A 14,654-nucleotide genomic window follows, 5' to 3' on the forward strand; every position below is an offset into this window, starting at 1 on the left:
TTTCTTTAAAAATGTAGGGTATTTCGTCTATTATTAAATGAATAATGTTTGGAAGGGTGATGTAATATGACAGAAATTAAAGTAGGGCTTACACAATTTTTAGACTTCACACTGAAAGGTAGTACAGCTAAAACAAACTTTATAAAAAATCTAAAATCCCAACCTGAATATCAACCAGCTTTTGATTACTGGAAACAATTACGAGAAACTGTTATTAAATTTCATCAAAACAAACTACCTTTTGAATGTTTCGAAACATTAGTACAAACGGTTGATCAGAAAAAAAAACAAAACTACATTGATGTTATAAAGCAATACAAAAAATTCATTAAAAATAAAGACATCTCCTGGTTTGATCCAGGTAAATCACATTGGAAATCAGATGATTTAATCGTCCGTTCATCACCTGAACTTGGCTTATTCATTAATAATGAGCCACATCTTATCAAACTGTTTTTCAAAGGAAAAAAAGAGCGAATTGATAAATACAACATTAACTCGACACTTACACTATTAAATGAATCAACATTTTCAAATGAACGAAACGATGTGAATTATACGGTACTTAACATCCAAAAGAACAGAATGTATACGAATAACTCTATTAATAATAATCATTTAGTAGCGCTTAAATCAGAAGCTAACCAGTTTTGTTACATATGGAATAATCTGTAAAGTTTACTATTCATCCCTTTCAATACCTTGTTGATGCATACTTTAGTTACAATTTTTACAGATTCATTCAGTTTCGTTTAATTAGGGCTCACCCTCTTATTCCTCAGAAACAATGCAGGTGGGCCTTTTCAAAAATGGTTTCTTTGTCAGTTTTAATATACTAGCTCTCCCCCTGAAACAGCTGCAATTGAAATTATTTTTGTTTTATTATCCACTATACCCACCAAGCCCCTTTTGTTAACATAATATAATTATAAATTACTATTGTTGTTACTTCTTCCATTCATATTCTAACATACTCATTTCCCATAAATTCCAATACGTTTCTCCTACTCTTTTTGACTCTCTTAATAAGCCTTCTTTTACAAACCCTATTTTTTCGTAACAGAAAATGGCCGATGTATTAAAATCGTACACACCAAGAGTTACCCTATGTAGTTTTAATTCGTCAAAAGCAATATGAAGTACTGCTTTCATCATATGTTTTCCTATAGAACGTCCTCTCATCTTCGTATTACCAACTAATACTTTTCCAATTCTAGCGGACTTATTAATATTATCTATTTGCCCAAGCGAAATATGACCAATAACGTCTGAAGTCACTTCATCTACCACTTTGAAAGCGAGTGTATTTGCACTTTCTATATACTTCTCTAATTGCTGTTCGTCTAAAGGGAATGTGAATGCATTTCCTGACCATTGTATTAGAAATTCTTCGGAGTTAATCCAATTTATTAATTGTTTAAAATCAGATTTCTTAAAGCTTTCTAGTTTAATCACTTCCTTGCTCCTTTCATACATCATGCTTTATAACCTCAAACTTATTTCTATATAAAGAATATATTCTCCTTTTATATGAAATTAAAATAAAGCCATTCATGTGAATGGCTTTACAAAAAAGCAGCATAATTATGCTTTGTTTGCTACATCAATACCATTAAAATCAAAGTCAGCAGTAACCGTTGTAACAGGTGGGAAAATTGCTTCAATTTTACAAATGGAAATAATTACTCCAACCGATCCAGGAATAGCCGCAAGCCTAACTACATCACAACTTACAGACGAAACAGTACCTACATAAGTACGTCCCTCTGTATTAATTTGAACTGTTCGATTAATTAATTTCTTAAGTTCATCTCTAATTCCTTGTACACAAGAATTATCACATTTCTCATGCTGTTCTTTTTTACACTCTTCGAATACTTCCCAACAATCATCTTGTTTACATGTACACTTCTTTTTACAATTATTAAATCGAGAACCCAATACCTCACCCCCTAATCCTTTCTATTAGTAAATTATGTCCACTAGCTTAAAAGGGTACGAGGCAAACACATAAAAAGAAAAAAACAAACAATTGTACCAAACCTTCTTTTCATTATTCATTATAAAAACAGACTTCTCCTAATTAAAATCTTGTTTAATGAGCGGCCGTGAATTTAGTCCTACTCCATTTAATGTTTAGACACCACTTTCTAAAACAAATCTTTTTCTTTTAATAAGACGCCCCTTAAAAACACACTAGATTTTCCCATTAACTCACATATACATAGACTTTATTTGTGGATTTCCCATTTTTCATTGTGAAATATACATTTAAAAAGCGTACTCGAAAATAAGATATTATTTGTAATCAGAACATTTTCTTCAATAAATGTTTATTGAAAAATACCATAACTAGTAGTAGTTCTCTCCACTTTCTCTTAAAAATTAGCATAGTTTGTATGAATTCTATATCGAGTAGAAGACACTCTATCATATAAAGATAAAATAGTAGGTTAATAAACAAGCCATTTTTTTATTAAAACATAGAATAATATGAACACTTTTGAAAGGAGGTAGAAATAAATGTCCTGGAAAAATGATTGCTGGAGTTCTCAGAAAAAGCATTGTTGTGATGATTGGTGGAAATCTAAAGAAAAGCATCATTGTGATGATGATTGGAGTTCTAAGGAAAAACATTGTAATGATGATTGGTGGAAATCTAAAGAAAAGTGTCATCGTGATGATGATTGGAGTTCTAAACGAAATAAGTGTCGTTGTAAATGTTTCTTTATTTGTTGCCATTGTAAAAGAAAAAATTGGTAATATTTTTAATGTCAACGTAAAGAAAAAAATATGTCTTTTGGAATCAATCAGGCTTTTCCGGAAAGTTGATCCCTCACCTACTTCCTTGCTTTCGCTGAATTTTGAGGTGGGGGTATTACTGCCCGGCAAATAGCGAGATAAATACTAGGATGTAATATATAAAAAGCTGACTGAGTATAGTCAGCTTTTTATATATTAATACGTAAAGGTTTAAACCGGCATATAAGCAGTCGCGCTTTGTCATCACCTTGTTGTTGTAAATTAGTATTTCTCCATTGAATAGACATTCCATAATATCGTATTTTGATTAAAACAAAAAACATACTTAACACTAATAGTAGAATTTTTCTTCTTCATCAAATTCACTTCTTTTCTTTTTATTAACATAAAAAAGGAGCTCTGTTTATATAGAGCTCCTTTCTAATTTTATAATTTACTAGACTGTAACCCTTGAATAAACGGTACTACTTCAGGATTTACAAGTGACGACAAATCACCTAATTCTTTTCCTAAATAAGCTGCTTTAATAACACGGCGCATTACTTTAGAATTACGTGTTTTCGGTAAATCTTCTACAACGTGGATGTCTTTAGGACACAATGCTTTTCCAATATGTGAGTTTACTAAACTCATTAATTCTTTCTTTAAATCTTCTGTAAATATTACCCCTTCTCGTAATACAGCAAAGCAATGACAAACTTCACCTTTCACTTCGTCAGGTACACCAATTGCAGCAGCTTCGATTACATCGTTATGTTTCACAAGAATAGATTCATATTCAGCAGGTCCAATACGTTTACCTGCAATATTTAACGTATCGTCTGAACGCCCTGTGATGATATATTGTTCACCATCGTAAATGACCCAGTCACCGTGGACCCATTTATTTTCAAAACGCGACCAATATGTGTTCACGTAACGTTCATCATCTTCCCAGAAGCTTTTCGTCATACCTACCCAAGGTTTTTCTAAGCATAATTCTCCGACTTCATCTCGAATTGGTTTACCTTGATCATCCAGTACGACAGCTGCCATTCCTGGTAAAGATGCGTTAAAACTAATCGGTGCGATTGGCTTAATAAGAACATTACCGAAAATCCCACCTGAGATTTCAGTTCCACCTGAGTAGTTACAGATTGGAACATTTCCTTTTCCAACTGTTTCAAACAGCCACATCCATGGATCAGGATTCCAAGGTTCTCCTGTTGATGCGAATACTTCCAAACTCTTTAAAGAATGTTTATTGACATACTCATCACCTTTTGCCATTAATGCTCGGATTAACGTTGGCGAAATACCTAGATGAGTAATTTCATATTTATCAACTGTCTCCCATAACCGGTCTGCTTCTGGGAAGTCTGGAACACCTTCGTACATAACCATCGTTGCTCCATTAATGAGTGAACCGAATAATAGAAACGGCCCCATCATCCAGCCCATATCAGTTACCCATAATACACGATCACCTTGTTTAATATTCATTCCAAATCCTGCATCAAAAGCTGCTTTCAAAGGAAATCCTGCATGCGTGTGTACTGTTCCTTTCGGCTTACCAGTCGTTCCTGATGTATAAATGAGCATTAATGGATCATCACTTTGCATTTCTTCGGCATGTATGAATGGTTTTTCTTTTTCTAGCGTACTCCACGAAAAGTCATAGTTATGTGGTGTAAAATCATTTCCTGCATGACGAACGATTACCACTTTTTCAACAGTTGGGCAATGTTCACAAGCTTTATCTACTTCATCTTTTAAAGAAACAATTTTTCCTCGGCGTGAAAATCCATCTGCGGTAATAATCATTTTTGAACCTGCCGCTTGCACACGTGTCATGACTGCATCAGACGCAAAGCCTGAGAATATTGGTGAAATAATTGCACCGATTTTCATTACAGCTAGCATCGCAACAACTGTTTCTGGAATCATCGGCATATAAATTGTTACACGGTCACCTTTCTCAATACCCGCGTGTTTCAAACCATTTGCAACACGGCTTACCCAGTTATCAAGCTCTTCATATGTAAATGATTTTGAAGTTCCATTTTCCCCTTCGTACTGAAGTGCTGGCTGTATTCTCGTTTCTTCATCCGCAAGCCAGCGGGATAAAGCTGATTCTACAACGTTACATGTTCCGCCATTATACCACTGTGCAAACGGTGTACCATTTTCTAAATCTAACACTTCTGTATAAGGTTTCATCCATTGATAGCCTACTGCTTTTTCTGCCTCTCCCCAAAACCAAGCTGTTTCCTCAATAGATTTATTATAAAAAGTTTCATAGTCTTCATATCCCAATGATTTCATCCAACCATATAAACGTGTTTTTTCCTTATACTCTTCTGTTGGAAACCAAACTGCTTGTTTCAATGTTTTCCCCTCCTTAACTTTTTGAGCAAGAAAGCCCTAATTAGGGCTTTTAAACTGGATATACAGGATGTTTACGATCCGTGAATAATTGATATTTACTCATATACATTTCGAAACGTCCTTTTAACTCTTCACGTAAATTGTTTGGATGAACAATACCATCAATCACCATCTCTGATGCTAAGTGGTATATATCAATATCTTTCTTATACTCTTCACGTTTTTCAGCAATGAAGCTAGCGCGCTCTTCTTCTGGTAAAGCTGCAATTTTATTTGCATATACAGCATTAACCGCAGCTTCTGGACCCATTACCGCAATAGAGGCTGTCGGTAATGCCAGGCAGCAATCTGGTTCAAATGCTGGACCTGCCATCGCATATAAACCAGCGCCATATGCTTTACGAACAACGATAGAAATCTTCGGTACAGTTGCTTCACTCATTGCAGAAATCATTTTTGCACCGTGACGAATAATACCAGCACGCTCTACTTTTGTACCAATCATAAATCCTGGTACATCCGCAAGGAATAATAATGGAATATGATATGCATCGCATAAATTAATAAACTTAGCAGCTTTATCAGCTGAATCGTGAAATAATACACCGCCCTTCATACGCGGCTGATTTGCAATAATACCAACTGGCTTACCATCAATACGTGCTAAGCCTGTAATTAGCTCTTGAGCAAATAATTTTTTTACTTCATAGAATGAACCTTCATCAATAACTCTATTAATGAGATCTTTCATATTGAAAGGAGCATTTTGATTTTCTGGAATGATTTGTTCTAACGTTTTATCGAATTGTTTCGGTTCTTGAGGTGTAACCAATGGAGTCTTTTCTAAGTAGTTGTTTGGAAAATATGAAATGTATTGTCTTGCTTGTGTAATCGCATCTTCTTCTGTCTTACATAAAACATCTCCGCATCCTGATACAGAGCAATGCATACGAGCTCCGCCCATCTCTTCTAAAGTTACCTTCTCACCGATAACCATCTCAGCCATACGAGGAGATCCTAAATACATAGATGCATTTCCTTCTACCATCATTACAACGTCACAAAAGGCTGGAATATATGCACCACCAGCAGCAGAAGGTCCAAATAATAAACATACTTGAGGAACTTTACCTGATAATTTCACTTGATTATAGAAGATTCTTCCTGCACCGCGGCGCCCTGGGAACATTTCTACTTGATCTGTAATACGCGCTCCAGCAGAGTCGACTAAATAAAATAACGGAACACGTAATTTTTCAGCTGTTTCTTGAATACGTAAAATCTTTTCAACTGTGCGTGATCCCCATGATCCAGCTTTTACAGTAGAATCATTAGCCATTACACACGCAGTACGACCATGTATTTTACCCGTTGCAGTTACAACGCCGTCCGCAGGTAAGCCTGTTTGTTCACAGTTAGCAAATAATGCATCTTCTACATATTCGCCATTATCAAATAGAAGCGCTAAACGATCTCGAACAAATAATTTTCCTTTTGCTTTATTTTGTTCATGATATTTCGGTGCCCCGCCTTGTTTAATCGTTTCAACACGTTCTTCAAATGAATTAGATTGTTGTTTTTGGTCTAACATATTTACTCCCCCTTATACATCGGTTTACGTTTTTCTTTGAATGCCTGTAATCCTTCTATTCGATCTTTCGTATGGATTACACCTTCATACGCTTGTTTTTCCATTTGTAATCCGGTATGTAAATCAACTTGAATACCATTTGAAATTGCCTCTTTTGCTAATCGAACAGCAATAGGTCCATTACTAGCAATTTTCTCTGCTATTTCAATCGCTTTCTCTTCAAGTAAATTAGCTGGTACAACAAATTCTACTAAACCATATTCTTTTGCTTCTTGCGCTGAAATACGTCTACCTGTATAAATTAATTCTTTCGCTCTACCAACTCCAATTAATCTTGGTAAGCGCTGTGTACCACCTGCTCCTGGTATAATTGCAAGTGTCGTTTCAGTAAGACCAAGACTTGCAGATTCAGCAGCAATTCTAAAATCACAAGCTAAACTTAATTCCGTACCACCACCAAGTGCGATTCCATTTATAGCAGCAATAACTGGCTGTGGTAATTGTTCAACCATCTCCATAGTAGTGCGAATCATACTAACAGCATGACGAACTTGTTCTTCATTCATATCGGCACGCTCTTTTAAATCTGCACCAGCACAAAATGCTTTTTCACCAGCACCAGTCAAAATAACTACACGTGCGCTTGAATCTTCACTTATTTGAGTTAATATAGTTTGTAATTCATCTAATAATGCCAAAGATAATGAGTTTGCTTGTCTCGCACGATTTAACGAAATCTTTACTACGTGAGGTGTTACGTAATCAACGGAAATGTTTTGTAATTGTAGCATCTACTCACCTACTTATCGTTTTATGTTGAAGCGCTCTATACACATGACTCGGTAATTGGATATTTAACTTACTTTGAATAAATTGACTAGCTCTCAATAACTTTTCTTCGTCTATATTCGTTTGGACTCCTAATTTATGGAGCATATGTACTAGGTCATCAGTAGCAACATTACCTGATGCTCCTGGTGCATAAGGGCAGCCCCCAAGTCCACCACAAGAACTATCAAACGTTGTAATACCGTATTCTAATGATTTAACTACATTCGCTAGAGCCATTCCATACGTATTATGAAAATGCATTGCAAACTGCGAAGCATCATACTTCTTTAATAGGTGTTCTAATACTTGTTCTACTTGTAATGGATTCGCTACACCGATTGTATCCCCAAGAGAAACTTCATAAATGCCGTATGAAAATAGTTGATTACATAATTCGTCAACTGCTGTAGCACTTATATCCCCTTCATAAGGACATCCAAATACAGTAGAAACATAGCCTCTTACCTTTTTCCCTTCGAATAATGCCTGTTTTGTTATATCTTCAATTACAACTAATGCTTCTTTAATCGATTTATTAATATTACTTTTATTATGAGATTCACTTGCTGATAAAAAAACATTCACCTCATCTACATTTTGCAAAAAAGCTCGTTCCAAACCATTTTGATTCGGAACAAGCGCAGCATATGTAACATTTGGATCCCTTTTCAGCTCAGAAAATACATCATTTGCATCTGCTAATGCAGGGACCCATTTTGGGTGAACGAATGAGGAAACTTCAACATACGACAATCCTGCTTCTGTAAGTAGTTGAATCCATTTTACTTTATCTTTTGTGCCAACAATCTTTTTTTCATTTTGTAAGCCATCACGTGGCCCGACTTCTTTAATGACAGCAAAATTAGGTAGTTTCAATTCGCTTCCCCCTATATCTCCCTATTCAATTTCTAATAATACATCTCCTTCATTTACAAAATCGCCTTCTTGCACATTAATTTTCATAACTGTGCCGGCTTCTTCTGAAATGATTGGAATTTCCATTTTCATAGATTCCAAAATGACGACATCCTGCTCTTCCTCTACTGTATCTCCTACTCCTACAACAATCTTCCAAACGTTTCCTGCCATCGATGCGTATACTTTCGTCATCATTTTTTCCCCCTTAATATTGTTAAATCTTATTTTTTAACGAGTTGTTTCGTTACAAAACCCGTTGTATAAATACCCTCTTTGAACACTTCGTCTTCCAAAACTTGCAGTAGCATTGGCGTGTTCGTTTTAATACCTTCTACTTTTAATTCTTCTAGAGCATCATGTAATTTCGAAATTGCTTCTTCACGAGTCTCGCCATGTGCAATGACTTTCGCAATCATTGGATCATAGAAAGGTGTAATCGTTACATGATTTTCTAAGAAGTGATCGATCCGTACATTTGACGGTAATGTTAAATTTGTAATTTTCCCAGGTGATGGGAAGAATGTTTTCGGATCTTCTGCATAAATACGAGCTTCAATGGCATGACCACTACGTTTTACATCATCCTGAGTAAATGATAGTTTCTCTCCACTTGCGATAAGAAGTTGCTGTTCTACAAGGTCTAATCCCGTAATTTCTTCTGTCACTGGATGCTCTACTTGTAATCTCGTATTCATCTCTAAGAAATAGAAGTTCTTCTGATCATCTACAAGAAACTCAACTGTACCTGCATTTGTATAGCCAAGTGCTTTGGCAGCTTGTACAGCAACTTCTCCCATTGCCTTTCGTGTACCTTCATCTAAAAATGGTGAAGGTGCTTCTTCGATTACTTTTTGATTTCGGCGCTGCACCGAACATTCACGCTCCCATAAATACACTGTGTTACCATGTGTATCTGCTAAAAGCTGAATTTCAATATGATGCGCGTCTGCTATATATCGCTCTAAATACATTTCTCCGTTACCAAAAAAGTTTTGCGCTCTTGTTTTATTACTTTCAAACGCTTTGGTGAGCGTTTGCTCAGTTTCCATCAACTGCATACCAATGCCTCCGCCGCCTGCGGATGCCTTAAGCATTAATGGATAACCAATTTGTTTTGCAATTTCAATTGCTTCTTCAGCAGTTTCAATATTTGTAGTAATACCTGGGACTACTGGGACATCTGCTGCTTGCATTGCGATACGTGATTCGATTTTACTTCCCATCTTCGTAATGATTTCTTCTGAAGGACCGATAAATACGATTCCTTCTTCTTTGCAACGAACCGGAAAAGACGGATTCTCTGATAATAAACCATAACCTGGATGAATCGCTTCTGCATTTGTCTTCTTAGCTATTTCAATAATTTTTTCAAGGTTTAAATAACTTTCTTGAACACGCGGTCCACCTACTAAGTAAGCTTCATTTGCCATCTTCACATGAAGGGCATTTTCATCTGCTTCAGAATAAATAGCAACAGTGCGTATGCCAAGTTTTTGACAAGTTTTCATAATACGAACAGCAATTTCCCCGCGATTCGCAATTAATATTTTTTGAAACATAGTGATTCCTCCCTTTTATCTACATCCTAAATGTCTAGCAATTACGAGACGTTGAATTTCAGAAGTTCCTTCACCAATTTCTAATAGTTTCGCATCACGAATATGTCGTTCAACTTCATATTCACGCATATAACCATATCCACCATGAATCTGTACTGCTTGATTCGCAATACGGCTTGCTGCTTCCGATGCAAATAGTTTTGCCATTGCCGCTTCTTTGCCGAAAGGTTTATCGTTATCTTTTAACCAAGCTGCTTTATGTACTAAATTGCGTGCTAGCTCTACTTCAGTCGCCATATCAGCTAATTTAAATTGAATCGCTTGGAAATTAGAGATTGACTTTCCAAATTGTTGACGTTCTTTCGCATATTGCAATGCACGTTCAAAGGCTGATTGCGCAATACCAACTGCCAATGCTGCGATTGAAATACGCCCTCCATCAAGTGTATATAAAAATTGTTTAAAACCTTTATTTACATCACCAAGAATATTTTCTTTCGGTACACGCACACCATCAAGTACGATTTCACAAGTATTAGAAGCACGAACACCCATCTTATCGTATGGACTTGAAATCGTTAATCCTTCACTCGTAGTAGGCACGATAAATGCAGAAATACGTTTTCTACCATTCTCTTCAACGCCATTGACAGCGGTTACAATAATTGTATTTGCATACTCTGCGTTTGTAATCCAACACTTCTCACCACTGATTACATACTCATCGCCATCTAATACCGCTTTCGTTTGAGTACCACCTGCATCAGATCCAGCATTCGGCTCCGTTAATCCGAAGGCACCTAATGTTTTACCTGACGCCATTGGAACTAAATACTTTTGTTTTTGTTCTTCTGTACCGAAATAATAAATTGGAGAAGCACCTAATGAAATTGTTGCAGCATAGCTTAAACCAGTGCCACCACAAGCGCGACCAATTTCTTCAACTGCTAACGCATACGATACCGTATCGCCACCTGAACCTCCATACTCTTCTGGGAATGGGATGCCTAGTAATCCTAGTTCGCCCATTTTTTGAAATGTTTCATATGGAAACTCTGCAGTTTTGTCATAATATACAGCTTTCGGTGCGATTTCCTTTTCAGCAAAGTCACGTACCATTTCTTTAATCATTTGTTTTTCGCGAGTTAGAGTAAATTCCATTCCGCTACACACCCCTTATCGAATATTGAGTTTCGACAGCGTGCGAGTTTCTACTACAAACATAACAACTTAAAAGACAAGAATATTAGTTAGACAATTGCTATAATTCTGTCATAACTTAATTTTAAAACAGATTCTGTACTAATGCACAAAAAAATTCCTACATTGTTCTACAACAACATAGGAGGTTTTGTGTCGAATTATGTAATTTATTGTTTAATAATCTCTACCTTTTCCGGAATCAGAAATTTCTACTAATGCTTCAGGATATGGTTCGAAATATGTTTGTCTTAATAAATACTTTTCATCAAATCGAATAGCCCATGATTTTAAAATTGTAAGTAAACTACTAAGTGGTATTTTCTTTTCTGCATACTTTTGTAACAGTTCTATAAAATGATCTTTTTCTTGTTTTTTTAACTTTGTTTTAAAATATCCAAAAATGTGCTCGCATACATTTACATTCGATGTATAACGGGGCGCACGCATAAATAATTCATATAAAGTCTTCTCATAGTTTTCAAATACCACTTCAATCTTTTCATTTTTTTGATTTGCAATTATACGACCTAATTCCTTTTGTTTCACCTGATTATATGCCATAAATAAATATTTATTATCCGACTGAAACGATACAAGTTCTTTCATATTTTTATTGTGTTTAATCATTTTGTAATATGCGATTGTAAATAGCCTTGTAAAGAAATGCTCTCTAATAATAAAATTCGACAATCTACCTTCCTCTTCAATAGGAAGATGCGAAAATTTTTTTACTACTGCTCCGCCAAATAAGCCAGCTCCTTTTCCCTTTGCTGGCGCTTTTTCAAAACCAGAATAAATTTTCACATCACGCGTACCACAACTTGGTGAACGATTCTTTAAAATAAAACCATCCACATCCGGTATCGTTTGTAAAAAGTCATTTGAAAACTGCTCCATTTTTTCAGTTACATCTTCTCGTGTCGACGGTTGCACAAGTCTATTCTCACCATTTTCTTCTACAATTCGTATCGTTTCACGAGGAGTCCCCAATCCAATCTCGACTTCTGGACAAACAGGTATAAATGTAACAAATGGCTGCAAATTTCGTATTGTTACATCTGGAATCATCTCTCCATTATAACGACAAGCATCAAATTCTAAACATTTACTTACGACGATTGTAGGTTTTGCAAATTGTCGCATCTTATTACCTCCTTATTACTAGTCCGTATAATATAAATTGTACTAAGATTAACATTTTAAGCAAAGTTTGATTCAGTTATTTTTATGAGAAATATAAATCCAATGATACATTAACAATCATTCAACTCTATGTTCTATAAATGTGCGCCCTATTAATGAGGGTTTAGATATTGTGAAATGAATAATACACACATGCTTCGGAGAAATTAATGATTAAGAAAGGAGGGATTGTTATGAAAAAGAAATTATCATCTATTTTGAGTGTTTTAACACTATCTATTATGTTTTTAGGTACATCTACGCAAGCTGAATACGATGGAAATAATATGAATAGAGTTAATAACACTGATATTTCAACTCGAGTAAATGACAATAACTTAGACAGAGTTAATAATGATGTAAGAACTCGAAATGTAAATACAACAAATGATTTAAATGATAATCGTGATAAAAATAATAATTGGGCTTGGCTTGGTTTATTAGGACTAGCAGGATTATTAGGTCTTAGAAGAAGAGACAAAGAAACACGCTGATTTAGAATGTTTTTAGTAAACAAGCACTTATTTATCAAAAATATATAATGAAAATAAATCGCCTTTTTAAAGGCGATTTATTTTTACTTAAAAGTAATGTATGTAATTCACACTTCAACGATTAAATTCGTGGAGTTAATCCATACAATATAAATTGAATCGTATTTTCAATTTCCGCTTCATCATTCCATTTTTCTTCAGGCAATAATAAAAATCGTGTTAATAATAAACCTAATACAGCTGATAAAGTAAGACGTAGTACGGAAGATGGTGGTATCTCAATAATTTCCCCTTCTTCTTGAAATTTCACAATCAACTTTTTGAAATGTGAAAACAGTTCTGTTTCTACTAATTGCTGTATTTCATTTTTCAGTTCTGGTTGGAATGGCACCTCTTGAATTAATATTTTTATCATAGGAAAGTGTTTTTGAGCAAATTTAAACCTATTATGAATTACAACCCTTAAAAGTCCTTCGTATGATTCATACTCCGATTTAAATATTTCTTTTGCAAAGGTTTGTACGAAAAATGGTGCAGCGAACTTAGTTAAAGTTGGCATTACGACCGCTAGTAATAAATCTTTTTTCGTCTTATAGTAGCGGAAGATTGTTCCTTCCGCTACACCAGCCCGTTTTGCAATTTCACTTGTTGAAGTTGAAGCGTATCCTTTTTCTCCAAACATATCAACAGCCGCCTCTAATATTCGCATTTGACGTTCATTTCGTTTATCCGTATTAGTTGCAGCTATTAATTCCTCCAGCCAATCCTTCTGCATTTATAAAGCTCCTTTTTGTCATTATTATATTTTGCGATGTTTCTTTAAAGCAAATACATTTCCTACTGCAAATAATATTGAAAAAAGTAATAATACAGTAAGTTTTATGTTTTATCTTATAATAAATAGTAGTTCATTATAAGTGCTTAATTATTAACTTTTTTCCAAGTGATATATCAGCGATATTTTATGTCTATTTCGTATAAGTGTTAGCAAGTTTGTTTGCAAACTTGTTAGCACTTTTTTTATTTCTTCTATTTTCTAAAAAGAGCAGTGTTTAGTCAGCTCTTTTTTATATCGACAAAATATGACAGGATTACCCCCCTGTATCTGTTATGCTTAATTGGATAATCTTACATATTAACAGGAGGACCATTATGTTTAAAAAAATCTCAGTAATTATCTCTACTGCATTATTTATATTTATTTTATCAGCATGTTCTTCTAATAACTCTTCAGTATCTAAACAAACTAGCAAGAATGAAATCCCAACTGAAGTAATAAGTTTTGTTACTAATTTTAACACTATTTTAGATGAAAAGGGTAGCTCTGAAAATACAGAAAAACTCTCTAAAAATTTAAAGATAGTAAAAGAAAAAGGATATCAAGATAAAACGTTACATGTTATTTCATTAATTGATCATCAAAATATAAAAGATGGAACTGTTGAATTAGGTAATATGAAAAGTTTCCGAATTATTTTAGACGACAAACAAAAGGAAATACAAAAAATAACTTATTTAGGTGAAGACCCTAATGTATTTTTAATCTCACTTGAATCGTTAGAAATTTACACAACCAAAGAAGTAAAAGACATGTTAGAGGATATTCGTATTAAAATCGATAGAAAGGATCCAAAAGTAGAATCTGTGGCTTATACGAAAAAATATAAAGTGTCTTTCACTTATGATTCTAATAGTCCAACAGCATTATTAAGTGTATTATTTGAGAAAAATAATTAAACAAAAAAG

The 14,654-nt window shown here is 34.6% G+C and carries 15 protein-coding genes; 4 read left to right on the top strand and 11 right to left on the bottom strand.

Features of this window, described 5'->3' with window-relative positions:
* The first annotated feature begins 66 nt into the window (after window positions 1–66).
* On the top strand, window positions 67–675 hold the full coding sequence (locus MR160_RS14155; RefSeq protein ID WP_000136050.1) for a hypothetical protein: 609 nt from the start codon (window positions 67–69) through the stop codon (window positions 673–675).
* 270 nt (window positions 676–945) lie between these two features.
* On the opposite strand, the gene MR160_RS14160 is transcribed toward MR160_RS14155, so the two are convergent.
* On the bottom strand, window positions 946–1,479 hold the full coding sequence (locus MR160_RS14160) for a GNAT family N-acetyltransferase (protein ID WP_000990084.1): 534 nt from the start codon (window positions 1,477–1,479) through the stop codon (window positions 946–948).
* 105 nt (window positions 1,480–1,584) lie between these two features.
* Window positions 1,585–1,941 carry a hypothetical protein gene (locus tag MR160_RS14165; RefSeq protein WP_000535577.1) on the bottom strand — a complete coding sequence of 119 codons (357 nt, stop codon included), beginning with the start codon at window positions 1,939–1,941 and terminating at the stop codon, window positions 1,585–1,587.
* 562 nt (window positions 1,942–2,503) lie between these two features.
* Here MR160_RS14165 and MR160_RS35130 point away from each other — a divergent pair.
* On the top strand, window positions 2,504–2,896 hold the full coding sequence (locus MR160_RS35130) for a hypothetical protein (protein ID WP_325098324.1): 393 nt from the start codon (window positions 2,504–2,506) through the stop codon (window positions 2,894–2,896).
* A gap of 293 nt (window positions 2,897–3,189) precedes the next feature.
* Here the strand turns inward: MR160_RS35130 and MR160_RS14175 are convergent, their stop codons facing one another.
* From MR160_RS14175 to MR160_RS14210, 8 genes are all read right to left on the bottom strand, one after another.
* Window positions 3,190–5,130: an AMP-binding protein gene (locus MR160_RS14175; RefSeq protein ID WP_098832876.1), complete on the bottom strand. Its 1,941-nt coding sequence runs from the start codon at window positions 5,128–5,130 to the stop codon at window positions 3,190–3,192.
* A gap of 49 nt (window positions 5,131–5,179) precedes the next feature.
* Window positions 5,180–6,721: an acyl-CoA carboxylase subunit beta gene (locus MR160_RS14180; RefSeq protein ID WP_063675383.1), complete on the bottom strand. Its 1,542-nt coding sequence runs from the start codon at window positions 6,719–6,721 to the stop codon at window positions 5,180–5,182.
* A gap of 2 nt (window positions 6,722–6,723) precedes the next feature.
* Window positions 6,724–7,512: an enoyl-CoA hydratase gene (locus MR160_RS14185; protein ID WP_000939799.1), complete on the bottom strand. Its 789-nt coding sequence runs from the start codon at window positions 7,510–7,512 to the stop codon at window positions 6,724–6,726.
* Window positions 7,513–7,516: 4 nt separating this feature from the next.
* Window positions 7,517–8,428, bottom strand: coding sequence for a hydroxymethylglutaryl-CoA lyase (gene mvaB, locus MR160_RS14190; protein WP_000775428.1), 912 nt, complete (start codon window positions 8,426–8,428; stop codon window positions 7,517–7,519).
* A 21-nt stretch (window positions 8,429–8,449) separates the two neighbouring features.
* Entirely contained in the window at window positions 8,450–8,665 is a 216-nt protein-coding gene (locus tag MR160_RS14195; RefSeq protein ID WP_001987345.1) for an acetyl-CoA carboxylase biotin carboxyl carrier protein subunit, read from the bottom strand.
* A gap of 26 nt (window positions 8,666–8,691) precedes the next feature.
* Complete coding sequence (locus MR160_RS14200; protein WP_000486743.1) at window positions 8,692–10,029, bottom strand: acetyl-CoA carboxylase biotin carboxylase subunit; 1,338 nt, start codon at window positions 10,027–10,029, stop codon at window positions 8,692–8,694.
* 15 nt (window positions 10,030–10,044) lie between these two features.
* Window positions 10,045–11,190 carry an acyl-CoA dehydrogenase gene (locus MR160_RS14205; protein ID WP_000397282.1) on the bottom strand — a complete coding sequence of 382 codons (1,146 nt, stop codon included), beginning with the start codon at window positions 11,188–11,190 and terminating at the stop codon, window positions 10,045–10,047.
* Between the two features lie 216 nt (window positions 11,191–11,406).
* Window positions 11,407–12,375, bottom strand: a complete 969-nt coding sequence (locus tag MR160_RS14210) for a YbgA family protein (protein ID WP_001248638.1) — start codon at window positions 12,373–12,375, stop codon at window positions 11,407–11,409.
* A 233-nt stretch (window positions 12,376–12,608) separates the two neighbouring features.
* Between MR160_RS14210 and MR160_RS14215 the strand changes: the two genes are divergently transcribed.
* Window positions 12,609–12,908: a WGxxGxxG family protein gene (locus tag MR160_RS14215; RefSeq protein WP_000728159.1), complete on the top strand. Its 300-nt coding sequence runs from the start codon at window positions 12,609–12,611 to the stop codon at window positions 12,906–12,908.
* A gap of 121 nt (window positions 12,909–13,029) precedes the next feature.
* On the opposite strand, the gene MR160_RS14220 is transcribed toward MR160_RS14215, so the two are convergent.
* Complete coding sequence (locus MR160_RS14220; RefSeq protein WP_001168192.1) at window positions 13,030–13,683, bottom strand: TetR/AcrR family transcriptional regulator; 654 nt, start codon at window positions 13,681–13,683, stop codon at window positions 13,030–13,032.
* A gap of 377 nt (window positions 13,684–14,060) precedes the next feature.
* Between MR160_RS14220 and MR160_RS14225 the strand changes: the two genes are divergently transcribed.
* On the top strand, window positions 14,061–14,645 hold the full coding sequence (locus MR160_RS14225; RefSeq protein ID WP_242297606.1) for a hypothetical protein: 585 nt from the start codon (window positions 14,061–14,063) through the stop codon (window positions 14,643–14,645).
* The last annotated feature ends 9 nt before the right edge of the window (window positions 14,646–14,654 follow it).

Source organism: Bacillus cereus group sp. BfR-BA-01382, assembly GCF_022663475.1.
GTDB lineage: Bacteria > Bacillota > Bacilli > Bacillales > Bacillaceae_G > Bacillus_A > Bacillus_A thuringiensis_S.